Origin of the sequence: Paraburkholderia fungorum, from assembly GCF_046026025.1 — a bacterium.
Classification (GTDB): Bacteria; Pseudomonadota; Gammaproteobacteria; order Burkholderiales; family Burkholderiaceae; genus Paraburkholderia; species Paraburkholderia fungorum_E.
Map to the genome: position 1 here is coordinate 69323 of NZ_JAQQFL010000018.1, position 23422 is coordinate 92744.

The window sequence follows — 23422 nt, forward strand, 5'->3', positions numbered from 1 at the left end:
TTATGTAGAGCCCGCCGGTTTTGCACGCGTTTTCCGGGCTCTTATTGGTTTCTCTCAGGGTTCTCTCAGGTTTCTGGCTTCTAATTTTTGTGGCTCAACGATCGCGTGGCCAACCTCGCCGACGAGACAATCGAACCCATATATTGGAACCGATGCTACCTGAAACAGCATACCCAACGCACCCTGCTAATCAGCAGGATGACGAGCGGGTCACGCCGTGTATACGCCCGGGACCCAGCATCGAATAGAAGAACAAGGTCCCCGCGCGTACCCTCTCATACCCGCCAGGCCGGCCCCTCAGGAAAGTCATATTGATCGAGCGACGCCGCATGCATTTCGATGCTGTAACCGGCGCGTTGCGGCGGCATATAACGGCCGCTGCGAATCACAACCGGATCGACAAAATGCTCATGCAAATGATCCACGTATTCGAGCACCCGGTTTTCCAGCGACGCCGACACGCAGATATAGTCAAACAGTGAAATGTGCTGCACGTATTCGCACAAGCCGACGCCCCCCGCATGCGGGCACACGGGCACGCCAAATTTCGCCGCCATCAGCAACACCACGATCACCTCGTTCAGACCGCCCAGCCGGCAGCTATCGACCTGACAGAAGTCGATCGCCTGCGCCTGCAGCAACTGCTTGAACATCACTCGGTTATGGCAGTGCTCGCCCGTCGCGACGCCGATGGGCCGAATCCGCTGCCGGATCGCGGCGTGACCAAGAATGTCGTCGGGACTCGTGGGTTCCTCGATCCACCACGGATCGAACTGCGCGAGGCGGCGCATGTTCGCGACCGCTTCATCGACATCCCACACCTGGTTCGCGTCCATCATCAGCTTCCGGTTCTCGCCGATTTCCTCGCGCAGGATGCGAGCCCGGCGCATATCTTCGTCAAGATTACCGCCTACCTTCTGCTTGAAGTGCGTCCAGCCTTGCGCGACGCCTTCCCGCGCGAGCCGGCGAATCTTGTCGTCGTCGTAGCCGAGCCAGCCGGCCGACGTCGTGTAGGCCGGATAGCCGTGCGCCAGCATTTCCTTTTCGCGCTCGCCCCGGGTTGTCGCATGACGGTGCAACATGGCGATGGCTTCCTGCGGCGTGATCGCATCGGTCACATAGCGGAAGTCGAGACAACGCACAAGTTCTTCGGGGCTCATGTCGACGAGCAGTTTCCACACCGGTTTGCCTTGCGCTTTGGCCCACAGGTCCCAGGCCGCATTCACGAGCGCCGCCGTCGCCAGGTGAATAGCGCCCTTGTCCGGACCGATCCAGCGCAGTTGGCTATCCGAGGTCAGCGTGCGCCAGAAAGCGCCCATGTTCGCGGCGATATCCTCGAGCGTTTTGCCGACGATCAGCGGCGCAAGCGCCTGCACCGCCGTCACGCAAATCTCGTTGCCGCGGCCGATGGTGAACGTGAGGCCGTGACCCGTGAGCCCGTTCGGCGCATCGGTTTCGAGCGTCACGTAGGTGGCGGAGTAATCCGGCGCGGCGTTCATCGCATCGGAGCCGTCGAGTGAACGCGAGGTTGGAAACCGAATATCCCGGACGGACAGCTTCGTGATCGTGGGCATCTGAACACCCTCCTGTTCGACAGCGATCGACTTCAGCCTATGAGCAAAGGGAGCCCCGTGTGCTCACACGGCCTCGTTGCGGCCACATTCCCGCCCTCCAATGCGCGGCGCAAAAAGAAGAGGAAGCGTCGCGCCTCCTCTTCTGTCCACGCGCCTCGCGGCGACGGTCAATCGTAGAGCACGGCGGCGATCTTGGGATCGCTCATATTGCTCTTGTCGTACCAGTAGAAGCCCGTGTCGACTTTCCCAGGCAGCTTCTCGCCCTTCAGCGCCTTCACGGCGGAGTCGACCACGCATTTGCCGATACCCACCGGGTTCTGCGTGATAGCGCCGTACATCAGGCCGGAATTGATGTCGTCCTTTTGTTCCTTGCCGGAGTCGTAGCCAATCAGAACGAGTTTTTTGCCCGACTCCTTGACGCCGATCGCGGCCCCTTCCGCCGAGCCTTCATTCGCGCCGAAAATGCCCTTGAGATTCGGGTTGGCCTGAATCATCGTCTTGGCGATTTCCGCCGACTTCAGGTGGTCGCCGCCGCCATACTGCACTGAGACGATCTTGATGTTCGGATGCTTTGCTTTCATCTCGTTCAGGAAGCCGTCGCGGCGATCGATACCGGTGCGGCTCGTCTGATCGTGCACGACGAGGCCGACCTCACCCGCATCGCCGATCGCCGCGGCCATCTTGTCGGCGGCGAGCGCGGCCGCGGCAACGTTGTCGGTCGCGCAGGTGGTGAGCGGAATGTCGCTGTCGACGCCGGAGTCGAACGCAATGACAGGGATCTTGGCGGCCTGCGCCCGCTTCAACAGCGGAATGGCCGCCTTGCTATCGAGCGCGGCGATGCCGAGCGCCTGGGGCTTCTTGGCGAGCGCGGCCGAGAGCATGTCGATCTGCTTGTCGACCATGGCCTCGGTTTCCGGACCCTCGAAGGTGATCCTGACGTTATGCTCCTTGGCCGACTGCTCCGCGCCGGCTTTGACGGCCTGCCAGAACTGGTGCTGGAAGCCTTTCGAAATCAGCGGGATGTAGGTGTCCTGCGCATACGTGACACTCGCCCCGCCAACGAGCGCGCCAACGCCGACCACGACACCGATTAGTCTTCTTTTCAACATGGGGTTTCTCCTCCTAAGTGGGCCATCAACCTTCAGCCGTTGGGGGAGCCTTCGGCGCTCCCTTTTCTTGATCTTCGATCTTTGATCTTGTCCAGCGTGGCGCTCGCCTTCGTCAGCTTTTCTTGCGCCGCAAAATATCGGCATAGACCGCGAGAATGATGATGAGTCCGGTCACCACGATCTGCCACTCCTGCGCGACGGACAGGATGCGCAGACCGTTGGTCAGCACACTCATGATGAACGCGCCGATAATTGTGCCCAGAATCGTGCCCGCGCCACCACTCAGCGAGGTCCCGCCGATGACTACGGCGGCGATCGCTTCGAGTTCATAACCTTGGCCCAGCGCCGGCTGAGCTGAATTCAGACGCGAGGCGATCAGCAGCCCGGCGACGCCGCAAATGGCTCCGGCCAGGCCGTAAATCGCAATCTTCCACCGGTCGACATTCACGCCGGAAAGCCGTACGGCTTCTTCGTTGCTGCCGAGCGCGAAGGTATAGCGGCCGAGTGCCGTGCGGTTAAGCGTGATCGAACTCACGATCGCGAGAAAAAACAGGATCAGGACCGCGTTCGGCACGGGCAAGCTCGGCAGCAGATAGCCGATCAGCGAGTCCTGCGAGATCCGGTAGAAGTTTTCGGTGTCGCTGAAATAGATGGGTTTGTCGGCCGAGACGACGAGCGAGAGGCCCTTCAGCAACAGCATCATGCCCAGGGTGGCAATGAACGGCGGTATTTTCATTTTCGCCGTGAGGGTGCCGGAAATAGTCCCGCAGATCGCACCCGTCCCGATCGCGGCAAGCACGCCGGTCCACATCGGCAAATGCCAGTAGGTCAGAAACACGCCGCAAATGACCGCCGTGAAGGTCATCAACGTGCCGACAGACAAATCGATGCCGCCGGTGATGATGACGAACGTGCAGGCGATCGCCAGCACGCCGTTGACCGCCGTCGCCTGCAGAATCCCGAGCATATTGTCCATCTGCATGAACGCGGGGGAGGCGAAGCTGAAAAAGACCAGCAGCAGGATCAGGCTCCCGAAGGCCAGCAGTTTTTGCAGGGCGGTCGGCGCGAAGACGCGGGCTCTGAGGCTTGAGGGCCTCTCCTTGTTACCCAGCGCCGACGTGTCCGATGGCTGTGTCATGAAATAGACCTCTGCTAGCTCACGCCGCTTTTAAGGTTTCGCGCTGCGTCGCCAGTTGCATGATGCGCTCCTGCGTCGCCTCCGTGGCGAGGAGTTCGCCGGTAATGCGGCCCTCGCACATCACGACGATGCGGTCGCTCATACGCAAAATTTCCGGCAGTTCCGAGGAGATCATCACGATCGCCTTGCCTTGCCCGGCGAGCGAGCGCAGAAGCTTGTAGATTTCGCTCTTGGCACCGACGTCGATGCCACGTGTCGGCTCGTCGAAGAAAAGCACGTCGCAGTCACGTTCGAGCCATTTCGCCACGACAATTTTCTGCTGATTGCCACCCGAGAGAAGCCGTACCTCCTGCGTCGCGGAGGGCGTGCGAATGGCGAGCAGATTGATGAAATGCGAGGCTGTCCGGCGTATCTCGGCGCGGCGCAAGAAAAAGTTGAACGACAGGAATCGGCGCAAGTTGGACATCACAATGTTCGCCTCGACGTTCATGCCGGTCGCAAGGCCGAAGCGCTTCCTGTCTTCCGAGAGATAGCCGATACCGCGCGCCACCGCATCGCTCGGATTCCTGATCGTTACCCTCACGCCGCTCACCGAAATATCACCCGATTCGATCGGATCGGCGCCGAACACCGCGCGCGCAACCTCGGTGCGGCCCGCGCCCATCAAGCCGGCAAAGCCCAGTATTTCGCCTTTGTGCAGCGCGAAACTCACGTCTCTGACGAGCGGGCCGGCGTTCAGATTCCTGACTTCGAGCGCAAGCTCGCCTTGGTGCGGCGTACCGTGAGAAGGCGCGACGTCGGTCAAGGTTCGACCGACCATCATGCCGATGATCGCTTCCACGCTGGTATCTTTCGCGGTCACGGTGGCCACATATTCGCCGTCACGCAGCACGGTAACGCGATCGGCAATCTGCTTGAGCTCATCCATCTTGTGCGAGATATAGATGATGCCCACGCCACGACTCTTCAGTTCGCGAATGATGCGAAACAGTTCGGCGATCTCGGCTTCGTTAAGCGCGGAGGTAGGCTCGTCCATGATCAGGACGCGCGAATCGAACGACAAAGCCTTGGCGATCTCGACCATCTGCTGCCTCGCCACCGTCAGGGCGCTGACAAGCGCGCGCGGGTCGAGATTCACATGCATGCGGGCAAGAATGTCGCGCGCCTGCGCGTTGAGCCTGTCTTCATCGAGAAACAGGCCGAGACGGCCGCGCGGCTCGCGGCCGATGAAGATATTCTGGGCGACGCTCAGATGATTCATCAGTTGGAGTTCCTGATGAATGATGCCGACGCCCACGGCCTGCGCCTCGCGGGGGCTCGTAAACTCGACCGGCTGGCCGTCGTAGAGGATTTCGCCCGTATCGCGGGTGTAGACGCCGGCGAGAATTTTCATAAGCGTCGACTTGCCGGCGCCATTCTCGCCCATCAGCGCGTGAACCTCACCCGCCATAAGCTCGAGCTGGACTTCGTGAAGCGCCCGCACGCCGGGAAAGCGCTTGCTGAGTCTCCTGACGGAAATGAGCGGGGTCATGGCGCGGATCGCACGGCAATGCCGCGAGCGCCGCCGGCCGCATGGGGAGGAGCGGGTCGAAAAAGCCGCGGACGCCGCCGCGCCGGGCGTCGCCGGGTAGTGCGGCAGAAATCGCGGCCGAAATCGCGGCCGAAATCGCAACGAGAAGCCAGACACATTGCCTGGTGCCCTCAAATCGATGTGCGACGATTTTACGCCGCTGAATGGCGGCGGCTCAATTAGGCATTCCCTAATATCGGGTACGAACGGTTTGCGCGCCGTCTTCCCACTATTTGACGTTTGGTTTGATGTCTGTTTTTGCGTCGGCCTTTGTGTTCATTTCGGGCCGCTTCGCGCCTGTCATGCCAGGCGGAATGCGGCTTAAGGACGATAATCCGTGACGCATCGAGCGCAGGAAAGCCCGGTTACGCTCCGGCCAGAATCTGCTGAATGACCTGCTCGAAGGTTTCCACGGGCTGGCCGCCGCTCACCAGATAGCGGCCGTTAAAGATAATCGCCGGTACCGACTGGATGCCTTTCGCCTGGTATTCCCGCTCTTCCGCACGAACCTCGTCGGCATAGGCGCCGCTGCGCAGCACCTCATTGGCTTCGCCGGCATCGAGCCCCACGGATTGGGCCGCTTCGACCAGGACTTCGTGATTGCTCGGGTCCTTGCCTTCGGAATGATAGGCCCGCAGTAGCGCCAGTTTGAGCGGTAGCTGCTTGCCTTCGAGACCGGCCCAATGCAGCAGGCGGTGCGCGTCGAAGGTGTTATAGACGTGCGTACGCGCGCCGAAGTCAAAACCGACACTCGCGCCACGCTCGCGGATCATGGCTTGCGTTTCGGCGATCTGCTCCGGCGTGCGACCGTATTTTTTGCCGAGATAATCGACAATGGCCTCGCCGTCCGGCCCCATGTCCGGATTCAGTTCGAAGGGATGCACGCTGACCTGGGCGTCGACCGAATCGCTCAAGCGCGATAGTGCAAGCTCAAGCGAAGACAGGCCGATCGCACACCACGGGCAGGCGATATCGGAGACAAAATCGATTGTTAGCTGTTGTTTCATGACTTTCCTGACGGGAATGACCTGTGACACGGCCGCCTCGGAACGACGCATAGACGGCCCACGCGGTAGCCTAGCCTGAATCGCCAGGCTTTGCAGGGCCGTGCTCAGGACATCAACTGAAGCAGTCACCCCGCACAAGGTTCAGTCCGGCATCCCGTCATGGTCTCCGAGCGGCCTTACGGGCCAGTCCACCCAGCGGTCCGCGCGGGTGCGTTCGTGCGCTTCGTTGAGCGGGTAACGAATGCGGTTGTCGTCGCGCGGACGTTCGCCGATTACCATCAGCCTGACTTCGTCCTTCGTATTGTTGATGAAGGTGTGGCAAATCCCCGTACCGGCCGGAAATGCGACAGAGTCACCTTCCGCAACGGAATGCAGCACGCCGTCGATCCAGACATCGGGCTGGCCTTCGAGCACGTACACAAACTCCTGCTCGGTGCTTTCAGCGTGTGGATAGGACGTTCGCCGGCCGGGCAAAAGCCTCACATGATGAATGCCGATGCGCGTGATGCCGAGTGCGGCGGAGAGCGGCGCGTCGAGCGCCATTTTCTCGGTATCGCCGCGATAGGAATGCGCATCCGGTTCTTCCAGTTCAGTCCAGTGTTTGATGAAATCCGGGCGGCTCATCGGTTGTTCTCCTTAAGGACTACGGTCGATAACAGCGGACGGGTTCAACGCACATGAGCGCAGGAAGAAGAAGTGCAATGCAGCGCGCGCTTTTCATCGGAGAGGGTCCTGGTCATTGTTTGTCGTTGGCCAGCGAGGTGAGAATCCGGTATGCGGCGGTTACCCGTTCTTCAATGGGGAAGTTCCTGTTGGCGAGAATGACGATCCCCAGCCGTTTCTGCGGAATGAATGCGACGTACGCGCCGAAACCGTTGGTCGACCCCGTCTTGTTGATCCAGACGTCTTCGCGAGGTGCCTGCGGTGGCGATATTTCAGTGACCGGCGTGGCGTTGAAAATCATCGCCGGTGAATTGCCGTCCAGAAGCGTCTGCAGCTTGACGGGATACGGATACTGTTCCCAGATCAGATCCTGCGTCATCGCTGCGGCCTTGAAGTATCCCGTGTGGGTATTCGTAATCGCACGCTGGAGTGTCGGATCCAACGGGATCAGATTCATGTTGGCCTCTACGAAACGGACCATGTCGGCAGCCGTGGTCCTCACGCCGTAGGCCTCATCGGACAGCACGCCGGGTGCCATTCTGATCGGCGCGCCCTGTTTCGTATAGCCCTGAGCGTAGTCGTTCAATGCACCAGCGGGAACGTTGATGTAGCTGCGCTTCATATCGAGCGCGGGAAACAGCCGATTTTCCATTAGCGCGCTGAATTCCTGCCCCATGCTCTTTGCCGTAATCAGGCCGAGCGCGCCGATGCCGGGATTGGCATACGTCCGATAGGTTCCGCGCGCATAGGTGGGCTGCCACTGCCTGAAATACTGCATCAACTGGTCGTTGTTGCGAATCGCGTCGGGCACCTGCAAAGGGAGCCCGCCGGGTGTATGCGTGCCCAGATTGAGAAGACTGACCTTGCCGAACTCGCTATTTCGCAGAGCCGGGAGATACTTGCCCGACGGATCCGACAAGGATAGATAACCGCTCTCCTGCGCATAGGAGGCGAGCGTCGCCGTCAATGTCTTGCTGACAGAACCCAGTTCGAACAAGGTGTCGCGCGTGACCGGCTGCCTCGTTTCCGTCGACGCCAGGCCATAGTTGAATACGTAGTGTTTGTCCCCGTCGACGATTCCAACTGCCATGCCGGCGATGTTGTCTTTCGCCATGACCGGTTGTATGGCTCGCGTCACGGTCTGACTGATTCTGTCTTGCTGATCGTCGGCCGCGTGACTAACGGGCGTGGCTGCACACGCAAGGAGGGTTGTTGCGATAACGCTGACGGCTCTGAAGTTCATGTCCCTAATAGATCAATTCTGGCGCAGGGGGTGAAGTCCGGGCGGGCTCACTGAGGCAGGAGTATGCGTGCTCGCGCACGCACCGACTATCGACGATATCTTGTCCAGGGGGAAAGAAAATCTTTCGCCTGACATACGATGCCCCTCCACCTTTGCCGCTAGCTCGCCCGCCCCCTGCGCCGACGATCAGTAAGAACCCATATAGTCGCGCTTGCCGATTTCGACGCCGTTGTGGCGCAGAATCGCGTAGGCCGTCGTCACGTGGAAGAAGAACTGGGGCAGGCCATAGTTTTGCAAATAGGCGCTGCCAACCAGCTTCTTCTCTTTCGGCGTACCCGGGCGCAGCACAATTTCCTTGTTCTCGCTACCGTCGAATTGAGCGGCTTCGAGTGCGCCGATGTGGGTCAACGCCTTGGCGATCAGCGCTTGCAGGTCGGCAAATGTGACTTCAGTGTCGGGCCACGACGGCACTTCCACGCCGGCCAGGCGCGAGCTGATACCTTTGGCGAAATCGGCCGCGATCTGCACCTGACGCACGAGGGGGAACATATCCGGGAACAGGCGCGCCTGCAGCAGCGCGTTCGGCTCGATGTTCTTTTCGGTCGCGTGTGCTTCGGCTTTCTTCAGCACCTCGGACAATGCCGTCAGCATTTGCTTGAAAACCGGGACGGATGCGCTGTAGATGGAACTTGTCATGGTCACTCTTTCGATCGATGTGGGATGTGGGATGCCGGCGCGGAAGGTACCGCGCCGGTCGGTTCAATGTCTGGCCGGTCATGAAACTTGTTGACTGGAGCGGCGGAAGATTACCATTGTCTTCGCGGAACCACATGCGCGGACGCACTGCAGCCATACGACAGGCTGCAGTACTGGCAGGTGCGTTTCAGACCGGGACAAACCAACCAACAGGATTGAACCTCATGAACGACAAGCAGGATGCAGCGCCAGACAGCACAGCAGCACGCGTCGCCTTATGGCGCGCGTTGCATGTCGAGGCTGATTCGCCGCCGCACGTGCTGGAAGACACAGTCGGCCTCAAGCTGCTGGCCCCGGGCGAGGATTGGCGCAGCCGCGGAGACATGGATCCGCAGTTCACCCGGCCCTTTCGCGCGTCAATCGTGGCACGAGCCCGCTTTATTGAGGATCTGGTCGCGGAACAAGCCGGCCGCGGGGTGACCCAGTATGTCATTCTCGGCGCGGGCCTCGATACCTTCGCGCAGCGCAGACCGGAGATCGCGTCGCGCCTCACGGTGTTCGAAGTCGACCCGCCAGGCCCTCAGGCATGGAAGCGTCAACGTCTGATCGAGCTCGGCTTCGGCGTGCCGGACTGGCTGCGCTTCGTGCCGGTCGATTTCGAGGCGGGCGGTTCCTGGCGAGACGAACTGGTGAGCGCCGGCTTCGACAACAGCAAGCCTGCAATCGTGGTCTCCACCGGCGTCAGCATGTATCTCACGAAGGAGGCGAACATGGCCACCTTGCGCGAAGTCGCGGCCCTCGCTGCGGGATCGACACTCGCCATGACGTTCCTGCTGCCGCTCGAGATGGCCGACCCTGAAGTACGTCCCGGGCTCGAGATGGCGGAGAAAGGCGCGCGAGCAAGCGGCACACCGTTCCTCAGTTTCTTCACCCCGCCCGATATCCTGACGCTCGCCCATGATGCGGGCTTTAAAGAAGCACGGCACGTTTCCGCGGCCGATCTTACCCAGCGCTACTTCGCGGGCAGGACAGATGGTCTGCGCCCGCCGAACCATGCCGAGGAACTGCTGGTCGCCAATACCTGACGGCTTGCACACTTTTCGACCAACATGACAATACGACTGAGCCAGCAATAGTCCAGCAATGAGCCCGCCAAGTGAATACTAGCTACCTCGTCGGCGAACCGAGACCAGCGCCCCGCTTCCGGCGCCTGCTATGGCTCTGGATTGCGTTCTGGTTGCTGATGCTGGCGGTTGGCATGCAGGAATCTTTGTGGAGCGGCAAACTGCTTGTCTGGCAGCCGCTCGTCAACAACGGCTCGTCGGCGCTTGGCGCCACCGTGCTGGCAGTCATGCAGAGGAGACGCGCGGACCGCTTCGACAGTCTGCTCAACCAGCCGCTGCAATGGTTTCTCCGCGTCTGGACATGGATGCCGCTGCAACTGGTCGTCTACGTCCCCGCGGTGTATGCATTGCGGATCGGCATCTACGCACTCGCCGGCGTAAGGTTCAGGCACGGACCGTGGGCCGAGGTAATCGCTTACGAAGTGACGCAATTCGTGCTGTTCTACGCATTGCTCGGCGGTATTCAATTCGGCCTGCGTTCCTACAGAGCGTGGTCCGCCGAGCGGCTGCGCTCCGCACAGCAGGCGAGCCTCGCGCGCCAGGCGCAACTTGCCCAGTTGACCCAGCAACTGCAACCGCATTTTCTCTTTAACGCGCTGAACACCATTTCGTCGCTGATCCACAGCGATCCCGACACCGCCGACATGCTGCTCACCCGCCTCGCGACCTTGTTGCGCGCGGCCACCGACGCGAGCCAGCATCCCGAACAGTCTCTCGCCGACGAACTGACCTTGCTCCACGCCTATGCGGACATCATGGTCAGGCGCTTCGCCGACCGGGCCCAGATTTCCTGGGATGTCGATGCCGCCGCGCAGGCCTGCCGTGTCCCCACGCTCGGACTTCAACCGCTGCTGGAAAACTGCTTCCGGCACGTCGTGGAACAACGCAGCGCGTTCACGCACATCGCGATACGCATACAGCGCAGCGCGAACCATGTGCGGATCGAGATTGAAGACGACGGAGATTTGCAGCGCCTCCCCGAGCGGCGCGGTGTGGGACTAGGCAACCTCGAGGACCGTCTGCAATCCTTGTACGGCACGCAGGCGAGTCTCACATTGCAACTGCGGCCGGGCGGCGGCCTGATCGCCGGGATGACACTGCCATGCGCGTGCTGATCGTCGACGACGAGGCACTCGCCCGCAGCAAACTGCTGCGCATGCTTCGCGCATTCCCCGATGTCGAAGTAGTCGGCGAAGCCTCCAACGGTGCAACGGCGCTGGCGCTGACTGCACAGCTGCGGCCGGACGTGATCTTCCTCGACGTACAGATGCCCGAAGTCGGCGGTTTCGACGTGGCTGCCTCGCTGCCCGACAACACAACGGCAGACGCGCCCGCGGTGGTGTTCGTGACCGCATTCGACCAGTACGCGTTGCAGGCATTCGACGCCCATGCAGTCGACTATCTGCTGAAGCCCGTCGAGCCGGAGCGCCTCGCGCGCGCCGTGCAGCGCTTGCGCAAATCGATGCGCGGCACGGCACGCCCGAGCGTCGGCATGCCCGCCCAACTGGTGATCGCCGAGCGCGGGCAAACGCATATCGTGCGCTGCGCCGATATCGAATGGCTGGAGGCCGCCGACAACTACGTCAACCTTCATCTTCCCGGCAAAAGTCTGCTGATACGCCGCACGCTCGCCGCCTTGCTCAATGACCTCGACCCGGCCTTTGTTCGTACGCACCGCGGCGCAGCCGTGGCGTTGGCCGCCGTGCTCACCGTACGGCCACGGGGAAAGGGCGACGCCACCGTCATTCTGCGCAGCGGCGCCGAGGTCTCCTGCAGCCGGCAGTATAGGGAGTCACTGATGCAACGCCTGCAGCCATAGCGGCCGATCCGCCCGACCCACCCCGCAGCGGACCCGGCTCGTCCCAGTTCGATTGCGGATCGAAGAGCCTCAACCTACGCTGGCCAGCATCACGATAAGGATGCTCCGGCCATGGCTGCGTTGCTCACCCTGCTCAAATTCTCCGTCGGTCTGATTCTCGTCTCTTCATTGGCCGAGGCGCTGGTGCTTTCCTTCCGGCGCGGCTGGCGCGACTACGACTGGCGTGCGGCCGGCGTTTCGGTGGTCGATCTGCTCGTCCGCGAGTATCCGTTGCAGTGGTTGCTGCCGCTGGCGTTCTGGGGCGACGCCATGCACTGGTTCTGGCAGCACAGGCTCTGGACCTTGCCGATGAACCATTGGAGCGGCTGGCTGGCGTGCTTCGTGGGTCAGGAATTCTGCTACTACTGGTATCACCGCACGGCTCACCGGACGCGCTGGTTCTGGTGCACTCACGCCATCCACCATGCACCCAATCAACTCAACCTGTCCGCCGCGTACCGCATCGGTTGGACCGGCCGTCTTACCGGTTCAACGCTGTTCTTCGTGCTCGCGCCGCTATTCGGCATGCCGCCCCGGATTGTGCTGATGCTGCTTTCGCTCAACCTGCTCTATCAGTTCTGGTTGCACGCCACCTGGATTCCCCGCCTCGGACCGCTGGAATGGATTCTCAACACGCCGTCCGCGCATCGCGTGCATCACGCGGCCAACCTCGAATACCTCGACGGAAACTACGGCGGAGTACTGATCGTATTCGACCGGCTATTTGGGACCTACATCGCGGAACGGCGTGACGTACCGTGTCGCTACGGTCTGGTCCAGCCGATGACGACTTACAACCTGCTGACCGTCGAGTTCACTCATTGGCGCGCGTTATGGCGCGACCTCCTGAGCGCCCGCTCCCTGCGCGAGGTAGCGGGCTATATCGTCAAGCCGCCAGGCTGGCGGCCGGATCAGAACGGGGAAACAACCGAAGATCTCAGGCGCCGTGCAAATCCAGACACCTTCGGATTGGAACAGCGATAGGGTCAGGTTTTCTCTGTAAAAGCCAACGATGAGGTGTCCGATCGTTCACGCCTAGATAGACAGGCCGCCCGAAACCTCGATACGCTGGGCATTGACCCAGCGATTATCTTCGGACAGCAGCGACGCGATCATAGGCCCAATGTCGTCGGGCAAGCCTGCACGGCCGAGCGCCGTCGCGTCCGCCACCAGCTTGTCGATCTCGGGATTGTCGCGGACCATGCCACCGCTGAAATCCGTGGCGATTGCGCCTGGCGCGACGGTATTGACCGCGATTCGACGCGCACCGAGCTCCTTCGCCAGATAGCGCGTCAGAACCTCGACCGCGCCTTTCATGGACGCATACGGCGCACTACCCGGAAAAGCGATGCGGGTGAGGCCCGAGGAGATATTCACGATGCGGCCACCGTCATTGATCAGCGGCAGGAGTTTCTGCGTCAGAAAAAACACGCCCTTGAAATGGACGTTGTAGAGACTGTCCATTTCCTCTTCGGTTGTCTGGTCGAACGGCGCGTGATGCGAGGTGCCGGCGTTGTTGACGAGATAATCGAAACGCTCGCTGCCCAACTGGGCGAGCGACGCCCGAGCCTGCTCCACGAATGAGTCGAACGTGGCCACTTTGCCGGTATCGAGCGGCAACGCAATCGCTCTTTGCCCCTCTTGCGCCACCAGGTCGACAAGTTTTTCGGCTTCCGCCTGATTGGCGCGATAGGTGAACAGGGAATTGACACCGCGCCTCGCCAGGTGGAGCACGGTATTGCGTCCCAAGCCGCGACTTCCTCCGGTCACGATTGCGATCTTCGAGACGGTGCCTGCTGATTGTCCTGCTGTCATTGTTGCGCTCCACGTTAGAGGTGTGGAGGCAAGCTTATTCCGGCTCACAGCGAGGTTTAATGCCCTAACTCCCCTACTTCTTGCCTGATCCTGCCCGGGCTTGCACCGCGCGTTACGAGACGCAGTAACATGAACCAACGTGAGCGCAAAGGGGATTCCTATGTCAAAGGCCTTGATCGAAGGCGTCAAACGCTATACAGACAGGCAGGCCGGGAAGGAAAGCCCGTTCGCGACCGCCATTGAGGGGCTACTCATCCTCCGGTCGGATCATGAAAAACATCCCACTCATCTGATCATCAAACCCGCCCTCTGCGTCGTCATTCAAGGCGCCAAGTGGACGATATTCGGCGACAGGCGTTACGACTACCGTGCAGGACAAGCGCTGGTTGTCAGCGTTGAGATGCCGGCATTCAGCAGGGTGGTGAAAGCGAGCCCGGTCGAGCCGTACTTGGCCGTTGTGATCGAATTCAACCTGGCCATCATGCGCGATGTCCTCGCATCGCTCGACACGCCGCCCACGCCGGAAGACCATTTCGGGCACGGCGTTTTCGTCACCGACTTTGACGGCCCGCTCGCTGACTGCGTGCTTCGCATGGTCCGCCCTCTCGATACGCCTCAGGCTATTCCCATTCTCGCGCCGATGATCATGCGGGAAATCTGCTACTGGATGCTAACGGGCCCCCACGGCAACGAGGTCGCGAGAGTCGTGCTGGCCAACAGCCATGAGCAGCGAGTCGTTACCGCCATCCACGCGTTAAGGGACCAATTCACCGAGACCCTGCGCATCGAGGATCTGGCGGCCATTGCACAAATGAGTCCGTCGGCATTCCACCGGCAGTTCAAGGCGCTGACCTCAATGACGCCGTTGCAATACCAGAAGCAGCTTCGCCTGCTTGAAGCGCGTCACCTGATGGTGGCGGGAACGGCCAACGCCGAAACGGCGGCCTATCAGGTGGGCTATGAGAGCGCGTCGCAATTCAGCCGCGAATATTCGCGCATGTTTGGCGCGCCGCCACGACGTGACATTGCGACATTGAAAACTGCAACGGCTTAGTGTTTCAGGAAGTTGAAGCTTTTCGAAACCAACCACTGCCCGGTTTTGCGTCCAGCTCTGGTTCGCTAACAGCAATCCGTTTCGCTTCACGAAGACGAGAGAACCTTCTTCATCGACGGCGCGAGATGCAACGCGTAGTTCTGTCGTTCATAAAAAGGTACCGCATCCGGCCGCGCGTCGAGAAACACCGCAGTCATGCCGCGAGCACGCGCATCAGTTTCCGCATATTCCATCAAGGCGCGACCCGCGCCGCTGCCGCGTATTGCCGCATCGATAACGAGATCGTCGACGTGCAAGTGTGGCCCGCGTGCCAAGGTGTGGACGGGCCTCATGCCCATCACGCCAATCAGCGTATCGCCCTGAAAGGCGCCGACAAGCTCGTAGCCAGAATCCGATTGCAGCCTTGCTCGTTTGAGAAACTCGGTTCGATCAAGCGAACGTAGTTGCGCGATCAAAGGAAAGGCTGCCGCCCACTCTGCCGGGGCAAGCCTTCTGATGTCCAGGTTCTTATTGTGATTCTCGACCATCGCCACTTTCCATCCTCGTTGGGAGAGTCCCGATTCTTGCACAAAACAGGCTTCAGCATCGTTTGAAAACCGGGCGCACTACTGTGCCGGTCTAACCGCAAACCACTCACGCGAAAACACGAAAACGCCCCGTTGCAGCACACCGCCAGCACTTCCATTGCCTACACTCAGATCACGCGCAAAACGTTTTCGGGCACCACGATCGCAACACCGTTCGCGGTCCGGCTTGCGCGTGTGAATCCCGTTTCGTATCAATCGTAAGGAGAATCGCCATGGCAACCTATGTGGTTCTTGCACAATTCACCGATCAGGGTATTCGCAACATCAAAAACAGCCCGCAGCGCGCCAGTCAAGCGGCGGAGCTGGCCAAAGCCTTTGGCTGTGAAATGAAAGACATCTATTGGACGATGGGCAAATATGACATCGTCACGCTCGTCGAAGCACCGGATGACGAAAGTTTCGCGGCATATGGCTACGCGCTGGGGTCGGCAGGCAATGTCCGCACGCAAACGCTCCGTGCGTTCACCAAGGACGAATGCAGCGCGATTATCGGCAAACTCCCATAAAACAGGCCGTCATCCGCAACGCGAGCCGTTTTCGCTCCGCGACGCTTTCTCAGGAGATCACAATGAACACAAACGCAAACGACAACGAAGACGTGCGCGCATTCGTGCAAACGGCCGAGCAGGCCGGCGAGTATGTCTGGGTCATCACGCTGGTCGACTTTGGAGCAAAAAAAATCAAACGATCACTGGTTTCGGACGACACATTTGCCCTGCGCGCCGCGGCTCAGGATGCCGGTGACGCCTATCTGAAGGGGCTGGCCGCGGACCGGTAGCGAGGCGTGTGGTCCGCCTTGCGGGATTGGCCTGTTTTAGCAGGCGGACCAACTAAAGTTGGACCAGAGGAGACCGCCGCTGTCCACGCATGAACTGCGTCCGCATCCGTGGGAGTTTTATCCGTATTTCGATGTCTGAGAGTCATAGCGTGCGAACCCGGCGTTATCGAGGCGACTGGCTCCGTATCGTCGCCCGGAGCTGGGCGGCGCATTTTCCCAATTGGAGGCCCGACATGCGGCGCATTTATTTCCTGTTGCCCGATGTGCAAAGCGGGAAGTCGATCATCGACGAACTGTTGCTGAAGCGGGTCGAGTGGCGGCACATCCACGTTCTCGCGCGTCCGGACGTGCACCTGGAACAGCTACCGGAGGCAACGCTGGCGCAGCGCAGCGACCTGCTGCCCGCGCTGGCGCGAGGCACCGCCGCGGGCGGTGTGACAGGCATGCTGGTGGGCCTTGTCGCGATGGCGTTTCCACCCACCGGGCTGACGATCGCGGGCGGCGTCGTGGTCCTGATGACGCTGGCGAGCGCGGGGTTCGGCGCATGGACCGCGACCATGATCGGTGTCGGCATTCCGAGCACGCGTTTGAAGCGCTTCGAAAGCGCGATCGAAAAGGGTGAATTGCTGATGATGGTCGACGTCGGGAAAGACCGCGTCGACGAAATCGAAGAACTGGTTAAACGCCACCATCCGGAAGCGGACATCGAGGGAACAGATCCGACGATTCCGGCTTTTCCCTGATCCTTCGCGGTCAATCAGCGGCGCCTGCCTTCAGGCGAGCGTCCTGATCGAATTGCTGATCCCGCGGGCGCAATCGATCACTGCGGGCGCGAGCCGTGCCTCCGCTTCCGCCGGCGTCCACCGGCTCGTTGGCGCGACGACGTGAACCGCGCCGACCGGCCGGCGTTCCCCGTCGAGCACGGGCGCCGCAATCGTCATATCCCCAATGAACAGTTCCTCGCGATTCGGCGCATAGCCGTTGCGCCGAACCAGCGCGAGCCGCGTCTCGATCTCGCCGAGATCCGTCACGGTGTATTGCGTATGCGCGACGCGATCGCTGGCCAGCAGCAGCGCGCGTGACTCGTTTTCCGGAAGCGCCGCGAGATAGGCCCGCCCCGACGCCGTGCAGTACATCGGAATGCGGCTGCCGATCGGCATGTGAATCGGCACGAACTTCATACACACGAAGCGCGCCACGTAGACCATGTCGACGCCGTCCGGCTCGGTCAGATTGGTCGTCTCACCGGTGACATTGGTGAGCTCGGATAGAAACGGGTTGGCGACGTCAATCAGCGTGTCGGCGGCCAGATAGTTGAAACCGATCTGCATCACGCGCGGCGCCAGTTGATAGCGCCGGGTACGCGGATGCTTTCTCACATAGCCCAGCTTCTCCAGCGTGTAGATCATGCGCTGTGCCGAGCTTTTGGTGATGGAGGTGGCCTCAGCGACTTCCGGCAGCGTCATCGACCTGCGCTGCGCGCTAAACGCGCGCAACACCGCAATGCCCTTCTCCAGCGACTGATTGAACAGCGCGTCCGGCGTTTCCTCCGGCTCCGGGGGCGCTTCCGGGGGTGCGCTGAACGTCTTGCTGAGCGTCTTGCGTGTCATGGATTCACCCAATTGTTTTAGCCTGACATTGACTCTATCATATCGAATATCGATACGCAAATTCCGCTTGTCGATATTTTTGACTCGAATATCATGTATCAACTGATGGGTACCGATATTTCGATCGGCCGTCGTCAACTCGTGGAGAGACCTCATGTTCCAGTTCGCCAAACGCTTTGCCAGTGTCTTTGCAACAGGATTGCTGCTCGCCGGTGCACCAGCCTTGTCGGTGGCCGCCCCCACTTACGAGATTGGAGCGACGGCCACCGGCGTGCCGTTCACCTTTCTCGATGTGAAGACCAACTCGATCCAGGGCCTTCTGGTCGATGCGATTACCGCAACGGGCAAGGCTGCCGGGTTCGACGTGAAGATCCAGCAGACCACCTTCTCTTCGCTGATTCCGTCGCTGACCACGAAGAAGATCGACATCATCTCGGCGGCCATGCTGAAAACGCCGGCGCGCCAGCAAGTCGTCGATTTCTCCGACACCGTGTATTCCTATGGCGAAGGTCTGATCGTGCGCGCCGACGATAAAGGCCAGTACACCTCAATGGACGATCTCAAGGGCGAGGTCGTCGGCGCGCAGGTCGGCACCGCATTCGTCGACGCGTTGAACAAGAAAGGCATCTACAAGGAAGTGCGGACTTACGATTCAGTCGCCGACATCATGCGCGACGTCGCGCTCGGCCGCATCAAGGCGGGCTTCGGCGACCAGCCGATTCTCGCCTACCAGCTTCAGCACAACCCGAATCCGCAACTGCGCCTTGTCAGCGGATATCAACCGTCGGTAAAAGGCCAGTTGTGTTTCGTCGTGCGCAAGGGTGACACGGCAACGCTGGAGCAATTGAACACCGGCATCAAAAAGATCAAGGCCGACGGTACGCTCACGCAGATCATCAAGAAGTGGCAGGTGGAATGACGTCGTCTTCAGAATAAGGACGGTTTGCCATGTTCTTCCAGAACGCCATCGAGTTTCTGCCCATCCTGCTGAAAGGCGCGATCGTCACGATCGAGATCACCTTTTGCTCGTTCATTCTGAGCACCTTGCTCGGCCTGGCACTCGCGCTGATGCGCGTGTCCCAGAACCGCGTAGTATCGAACGCCGCCGCGACTTTCATCAACGTGATTCGCGGGCTGCCGATCATCGTTCAGCTCTTCTACATTTATTTTGTGCTGCCCGATCTCGGCGTGCAGTTGTCGGCTTTCCAGGCGGGCTTCATCGGTCTCGGCGTCGCCTACTCGGTGTATCAGGCGGAAAACTTCCGGGCGGGCATCCAGGCAATCGATCACGGGCAGATCGAAGCGGCCCAGTCCATCGGCATGCGCGGCGCGATGATCATGCGGCGCGTGGTGTTGCCGCAGGCGTTCCGGATCGCCTTGCCGCCGTATGGCAATACCCTCGTGATGATGCTCAAGGACTCCTCGCTCGCGTCGACGATCACCGTCGCCGAAATGACGCGCGCCGGGCAACTCATCGCCTCGTCGACGTTTCAGAACATGACGGTATTCACGCTGGTCGCGCTGCTCTATCTTGCGCTCAGCTTGCCGCTCGTCTACGGCTTGCGGCGGATAGAACGCCGCCTCGGATTGAAGGGAAAACGATGATCAAGGTCGACGCGATTCACAAGCGCTTTCACGATCAGCACGTGCTGAAGGGCGTCAGCCTGAGCGTCGAACGCGGCCAGGTGGTGTGTCTGATTGGCCCGTCGGGATCCGGCAAATCAACGCTGCTTCGATGCATCAACGGACTGGAACGGCATGACGCCGGCACGATCACTGTCGAAGGCAACGCCGTCGACGCGAAGTCGAAACAGATCCACGACTTGCGTGCCCAGGTCGGCATGGTGTTTCAGCGCTTCAATCTGTTTCCGCATCGCACCGCGCTGGAAAACGTGTTCGAGGGTCCCGTGTTCGTCAAGAAGGAAGCGCGGGCGCAGGCACGCGAACGGGCGCGGCATCTGCTCGACAAAGTCGGTCTCTCGCATCGGATGGACGCTTACCCGGCCGAAATGTCGGGCGGCCAGCAACAGCGCGTGGCGATTGCACGCGCGCTGGCCATGGAACCGAAAGCGATCCTGTTCGACGAGCCGACCTCGGCACTCGACCCGGAACTGGTCGGCGAAGTACTCGGCGTGATGCGCCAGCTTGCCGACGACGGCATGACCATGATCGTCGTCACGCATGAAATGGGCTTCGCGCGCGAAGTGGCGGACCGGGTGTGCTTTCTTCATGACGGCACGATCCATGAGGAAGGGTCCGCCGCCGATCTGTTCGAACGTCCGCGCAATCCTCGCACACGCGAGTTTCTCGGCAAGATGCCCGCGCTTACCGAAGCATCCCGGATTTGAATACCACTATGAGCCTGGTTGAAGTTGCAAAGCCGCTGCCCCCTTCTCTCTGGGCGGCAACGGCGGAACCCGCTGTCGATGCGCCGCCGCTCGATAGCTCGGTCACGGTGGATGTGGCGATCGTCGGCGCCGGCTATACGGGTTTGTCGACGGCCTTGCATCTGGCGGAACAGGGCTTACGCGTGTGCGTGATCGACGCCAACGAGCCCGGTTGGGGCGCGTCCGGCCGCAATGGCGGCCAGGTGATCCCTGGCCTGAAATACGATCCCGACGAACTCATCCGGCGTTACGGCCCACGCGACGGCGCAGCGCTCGTGCAGATGGCGGGCGGCGCCGCGGATGCGGTTTTCGATCTGATCGAGCGCCACGGCATTCAATGCGATGCGACGCGCGCCGGCTGGATTCAGCCGACCCATTCGAGCAAGTTGCTCGGCACGCTGCACGCCCGGGCGAAGCAGTGGGAATCGCGCGGCGCGCCGGTCGAACTGCTCGACCGTGCGCAGATATCGAGGCGGCTCGGCACGGGCGCATTTGTTGGCGGCTGGGTCGATCGCCGCGCGGGCAGCGTGCATCCGTTGAGCTACGCGCGCGGCCTCGCACGCGCGGCGCAAACGGCAGGCGCGGCGATCCACGGTGGAACCGCTGCCGCGAGTATCGAGCGTGGCCCAGCAGGCTGGCGAATTCGCACGGCGCAGGGTCCGCTCATCGATTCGAAACAAATCCTGCTGGCAACCAACGGTTACACCGATGGCCTGTGGCCACGTCTCGCGCAATCGGTGATCGCGGCGAATAGCTTCATCGTCGCAACGAAACCGCTGCCCGCGGATGTCGGCGCCACGATTCTGCCAGGCGGCGAAGTGGCCTCCGATTCGCGGCGCCTGCTGCTCTATTTCCGCAAGGATGCGCACGGGCGTCTGCTGATGGGCGGACGCGGACCGTTTCGCGAGCCTCGCAGCGCGGCGGACTGGGCTCATCTCGAGCGGGCCGCCCAGTTGATGTTTCCGCAATTGAAGGACATCGGCTACGAATACCGGTGGGCCGGCCGCATCGCCATTACGCGCAATTTTTTGCCGCACGTGCATCTGCCGGCAGAAGGCATGACGATCGCGCTCGGCTACAACGGACGCGGCATTGCGATGGCGACGACCTTGGGCAAGCATCTGGCCGCTTTGATCGGCGGGACGACACGCGGCTTGCCGCTTCCGCCCACGTCGATCGAGCCCGTTCCGTTCCATGCGTTGCAACGGTTTTATATCAGCGCGGGCGTGGCATGGTACAGACTGCTTGACGCGCTGTCGTGAGCCTCAGCGCGGAATGAGCGCGGGCTCGTCGCGTACTTGGCTTGCACCTAGCGCGCGGTCCATCCCCCGTCGATGACGAGATTTGCGCCGGACATAAAGGCCGAGTCGTCGCTCGCCAGAAAGGCTGCCGCACCGGCAACTTCGTCAGGCGAACCGATGCGCCCCAGCACGGTAGCGGCTTCGAAAGAGCGCCGCAGTCCTTCAGGATCGGGGCTGCTGGAAAACACATCTTCTAGCAGTTGCGTCGCGACAGGTCCGGGACAAAGGCAATTCACCCGGATACCGTTGCGGCCATGGTCGATCGCCATCGCCTTGGTCAGCATCACCACCCCGCCTTTAGACGCACAGTAGGCGGCCACATTGGCTTCGCCGACGAGCCCCAACTCGGACGCAATGTTAATGATGACGCCCCGGCCGCGCCGTTGCATGGCCGGGATGATGGCTCTCGAACACAGGAAAACCCCTTTCAGGTTAACCGCCATGAGTTGGTCCCATTCCGCAACGGTGGTATCGAGAACGGTCTTGGCGAATTCAATGCCGGCGTTATTGACCAGGATGTCCACGTTGCCGAATCGCGCTTCGGCCTGACGCACCATCTCACTCACGTCGGATTCCTGCGACACGTCCACACGAACGTAGCAAGCTTCACCGCCGGCGGCGCAAAGAGCGTCTGCCTCGGCGCTCGCGTCCGTGATATCGGCAAGCACCACCTTGGCGCCCTCGGCGACGAAACGTGTCGCGATTGCGTGGCCGATGCCTCGCTGGGCACCCGTAATCAGGGCAACACGGTCCTTCAGTTTCATGGCGTTTTTCTCTGGCGCAAACAGGGTGAGCGCCATGCTATCAGCCGGGATTGCGAACGCACTTGAATTGAGTGCATACAAAACCCCAGCCAAAACGCCGCGGCATTCGTGCTATTAGCGTTTCAGCACGAGCACCGGCAACCGCTCGACAATCTGCTCGCCCCCGATCCGGTGCTGAACCTCAGGGATGCGCAAAGTAGCCCGGCTGGCCGATGTCGGTGAGAAGGTCCGGGCCGGTCGGCGTCCAGTCCAGCATCGCACGGGTTCGTGCGCTCGAGGTCGGCAGATCCATGCCGATGAACATACCGAACCATCCGAAATGGGCCGCCGCCTCGTCCTGTGATTTGGCGACGACCGGTACGCCGAGCCGCTGGCCGATCAATTCAGCAATTGCCTTGAACGGCACGCCCTCTTCAGCGATTGCATGATAGGTACCGTCGATAGCGCCACGCTCGAGCGCGAGCCGGAAGACCCGGGCGGCATCCAGGCGATGCACGGCGGACCAGCGGTTGAGGCCGTCGCCCACATAAGCGGACACGCCCTTCTCGCGCGCGATGCTGATGAGTCGAGGGACAAACCCATGATCGCCTTCACCGTGGACGGACGGCGCCAGCCGCACGGCGCTCGCCCGCACGCCGCGCGTGGCGAGCGCTTCTGCCGCCGCCTCCGACGCGCGCGGAAAGTTGTCTGACGGCGTTGGATGACCATCCGCCTCGGTCGCCGCCGCGCCGCTCTTTCTCAGCAACGCCGTGCCGGACGTGACGAGCAACGGACGCTCACTGCCTTCCAGCACACGGCCGAGTACCTCGATCGCCTGACGGTCTTCCGCCGCGCTTTGCGCAAAGCGGGAGAAATCGTGATTGAAGGCGGTGTGGATGACCCCGTCGGCAGCCGCCGCGCCCCGGCGCAGGCTGTCGAAGTCGGTCAGCGACCCGTGGTGCGCCTCGGCGCCGGCCGCAGCGAGCGCCGCCGCGCCTTGCGCCGAGCGGGTAAGACCGAGGACCTGATGGCCGTTCGCGACCAGCTCTTGAACGATAGCGGAGCCGACGAAACCGGTCGCTCCCGTGACAAAGACTCGCATGTGAAACGCTCCTGAATCCGGTTGATTGGGAGCAATGTACGAGGCAAAATCATCCTGTTAAAG

The 23422-nt window shown here is 61.2% G+C and carries 25 protein-coding genes; 12 read left to right on the forward strand and 13 right to left on the reverse strand.

Features of this window, described 5'->3' with window-relative positions; all coding sequences use genetic code 11:
- Positions 1-275: 275 nt before the first annotated feature.
- The 8 genes from PQR67_RS20450 to PQR67_RS20485 form a co-directional block, all read right to left on the reverse strand.
- Complete coding sequence (locus PQR67_RS20450; RefSeq protein WP_408463086.1) at positions 276-1574, reverse strand: L-fuconate dehydratase; 1299 nt, start codon at positions 1572-1574, stop codon at positions 276-278.
- Between the two features lie 167 nt (positions 1575-1741).
- Positions 1742-2683, reverse strand: coding sequence for an ABC transporter substrate-binding protein (locus PQR67_RS20455; protein ID WP_408463089.1), 942 nt, complete (start codon positions 2681-2683; stop codon positions 1742-1744).
- Between the two features lie 112 nt (positions 2684-2795).
- Entirely contained in the window at positions 2796-3821 is a 1026-nt protein-coding gene (locus tag PQR67_RS20460) for an ABC transporter permease (RefSeq protein ID WP_408463092.1), read from the reverse strand.
- Positions 3822-3840: 19 nt separating this feature from the next.
- On the reverse strand, positions 3841-5352 hold the full coding sequence (locus PQR67_RS20465; protein ID WP_408463094.1) for a sugar ABC transporter ATP-binding protein: 1512 nt from the start codon (positions 5350-5352) through the stop codon (positions 3841-3843).
- Positions 5353-5756: 404 nt separating this feature from the next.
- Positions 5757-6398 (reverse strand): DsbA family oxidoreductase, encoded by a 642-nt coding sequence (locus tag PQR67_RS20470; protein WP_408463097.1) that lies wholly within the window; start codon positions 6396-6398, stop codon positions 5757-5759.
- A 141-nt stretch (positions 6399-6539) separates the two neighbouring features.
- Complete coding sequence (locus PQR67_RS20475) at positions 6540-7022, reverse strand: cupin domain-containing protein (protein WP_408463100.1); 483 nt, start codon at positions 7020-7022, stop codon at positions 6540-6542.
- A 112-nt stretch (positions 7023-7134) separates the two neighbouring features.
- A complete protein-coding gene (ampC, locus tag PQR67_RS20480; RefSeq protein ID WP_408463103.1) occupies positions 7135-8304 on the reverse strand; it encodes a class C beta-lactamase in 1170 nt (389 codons plus the stop codon).
- A 186-nt stretch (positions 8305-8490) separates the two neighbouring features.
- Complete coding sequence (locus tag PQR67_RS20485) at positions 8491-9000, reverse strand: DUF1993 domain-containing protein (protein ID WP_408463106.1); 510 nt, start codon at positions 8998-9000, stop codon at positions 8491-8493.
- A gap of 224 nt (positions 9001-9224) precedes the next feature.
- Here PQR67_RS20485 and PQR67_RS20490 point away from each other — a divergent pair, with 224 nt between their 5' ends.
- The 4 genes from PQR67_RS20490 (at position 9225) to PQR67_RS20505 (ending at position 12966) form a co-directional block, all read left to right on the forward strand.
- Positions 9225-10085, forward strand: a complete 861-nt coding sequence (locus PQR67_RS20490; RefSeq protein WP_408463300.1) for a class I SAM-dependent methyltransferase — start codon at positions 9225-9227, stop codon at positions 10083-10085.
- A gap of 71 nt (positions 10086-10156) precedes the next feature.
- On the forward strand, positions 10157-11239 hold the full coding sequence (locus PQR67_RS20495) for a sensor histidine kinase (protein ID WP_408463109.1): 1083 nt from the start codon (positions 10157-10159) through the stop codon (positions 11237-11239).
- Positions 11227-11943, forward strand: a complete 717-nt coding sequence (locus tag PQR67_RS20500) for a LytR/AlgR family response regulator transcription factor (protein ID WP_408463112.1) — start codon at positions 11227-11229, stop codon at positions 11941-11943. The genes PQR67_RS20495 and PQR67_RS20500 overlap by 13 nt, the downstream gene beginning before the upstream one ends.
- Before the next feature lie 111 nt (positions 11944-12054).
- Entirely contained in the window at positions 12055-12966 is a 912-nt protein-coding gene (locus PQR67_RS20505; protein ID WP_408463115.1) for a sterol desaturase family protein, read from the forward strand.
- Positions 12967-13017: 51 nt separating this feature from the next.
- Here PQR67_RS20505 and PQR67_RS20510 read toward each other — a convergent pair whose 3' ends face one another.
- Entirely contained in the window at positions 13018-13797 is a 780-nt protein-coding gene (locus PQR67_RS20510; protein WP_408463118.1) for an SDR family NAD(P)-dependent oxidoreductase, read from the reverse strand.
- A gap of 160 nt (positions 13798-13957) precedes the next feature.
- Between PQR67_RS20510 and PQR67_RS20515 the strand changes: the two genes are divergently transcribed.
- The gene (locus PQR67_RS20515) at positions 13958-14851 is read left to right on the forward strand and encodes an AraC family transcriptional regulator (RefSeq protein WP_408463121.1); all 894 of its coding nucleotides are present in this window, start codon (positions 13958-13960) and stop codon (positions 14849-14851) included.
- 86 nt (positions 14852-14937) lie between these two features.
- On the opposite strand, the gene PQR67_RS20520 is transcribed toward PQR67_RS20515, so the two are convergent.
- A complete protein-coding gene (locus PQR67_RS20520) occupies positions 14938-15378 on the reverse strand; it encodes a GNAT family N-acetyltransferase (protein WP_408463124.1) in 441 nt (146 codons plus the stop codon).
- A 272-nt stretch (positions 15379-15650) separates the two neighbouring features.
- Between PQR67_RS20520 and PQR67_RS20525 the strand changes: the two genes are divergently transcribed.
- The 3 genes from PQR67_RS20525 (at position 15651) to PQR67_RS20535 (ending at position 16959) form a co-directional block, all read left to right on the forward strand.
- Positions 15651-15944 (forward strand): GYD domain-containing protein, encoded by a 294-nt coding sequence (locus tag PQR67_RS20525; protein ID WP_408463126.1) that lies wholly within the window; start codon positions 15651-15653, stop codon positions 15942-15944.
- 62 nt (positions 15945-16006) lie between these two features.
- Entirely contained in the window at positions 16007-16216 is a 210-nt protein-coding gene (locus PQR67_RS20530) for a hypothetical protein (RefSeq protein WP_408463128.1), read from the forward strand.
- Between the two features lie 233 nt (positions 16217-16449).
- Positions 16450-16959 carry a DUF1269 domain-containing protein gene (locus PQR67_RS20535; protein ID WP_408463131.1) on the forward strand — a complete coding sequence of 170 codons (510 nt, stop codon included), beginning with the start codon at positions 16450-16452 and terminating at the stop codon, positions 16957-16959.
- A 30-nt stretch (positions 16960-16989) separates the two neighbouring features.
- Here the strand turns inward: PQR67_RS20535 and PQR67_RS20540 are convergent, their stop codons facing one another.
- Positions 16990-17826: an IclR family transcriptional regulator gene (locus PQR67_RS20540; RefSeq protein ID WP_408463134.1), complete on the reverse strand. Its 837-nt coding sequence runs from the start codon at positions 17824-17826 to the stop codon at positions 16990-16992.
- A gap of 154 nt (positions 17827-17980) precedes the next feature.
- Between PQR67_RS20540 and PQR67_RS20545 the strand changes: the two genes are divergently transcribed.
- The 4 genes from PQR67_RS20545 to PQR67_RS20560 are packed head-to-tail and all read left to right on the forward strand — an operon-like array spanning position 17981 to position 21475.
- The gene (locus PQR67_RS20545; protein ID WP_408463137.1) at positions 17981-18745 is read left to right on the forward strand and encodes a substrate-binding periplasmic protein; all 765 of its coding nucleotides are present in this window, start codon (positions 17981-17983) and stop codon (positions 18743-18745) included.
- A 29-nt stretch (positions 18746-18774) separates the two neighbouring features.
- A complete protein-coding gene (locus tag PQR67_RS20550; protein WP_408463140.1) occupies positions 18775-19431 on the forward strand; it encodes an amino acid ABC transporter permease in 657 nt (218 codons plus the stop codon).
- Positions 19428-20174, forward strand: a complete 747-nt coding sequence (locus tag PQR67_RS20555; RefSeq protein ID WP_408463142.1) for an amino acid ABC transporter ATP-binding protein — start codon at positions 19428-19430, stop codon at positions 20172-20174. The genes PQR67_RS20550 and PQR67_RS20555 overlap by 4 nt, the downstream gene beginning before the upstream one ends.
- Before the next feature lie 8 nt (positions 20175-20182).
- Positions 20183-21475 (forward strand): NAD(P)/FAD-dependent oxidoreductase, encoded by a 1293-nt coding sequence (locus PQR67_RS20560; protein ID WP_408463145.1) that lies wholly within the window; start codon positions 20183-20185, stop codon positions 21473-21475.
- A gap of 47 nt (positions 21476-21522) precedes the next feature.
- On the opposite strand, the gene PQR67_RS20565 is transcribed toward PQR67_RS20560, so the two are convergent.
- Together PQR67_RS20565 and PQR67_RS20570 are read right to left on the reverse strand one after the other, a co-directional pair.
- Positions 21523-22314, reverse strand: a complete 792-nt coding sequence (locus PQR67_RS20565; protein WP_408463147.1) for an SDR family NAD(P)-dependent oxidoreductase — start codon at positions 22312-22314, stop codon at positions 21523-21525.
- A gap of 145 nt (positions 22315-22459) precedes the next feature.
- Positions 22460-23359, reverse strand: coding sequence for an SDR family oxidoreductase (locus PQR67_RS20570; protein WP_408463150.1), 900 nt, complete (start codon positions 23357-23359; stop codon positions 22460-22462).
- Between the last annotated feature and the right edge of the window lie 63 nt (positions 23360-23422).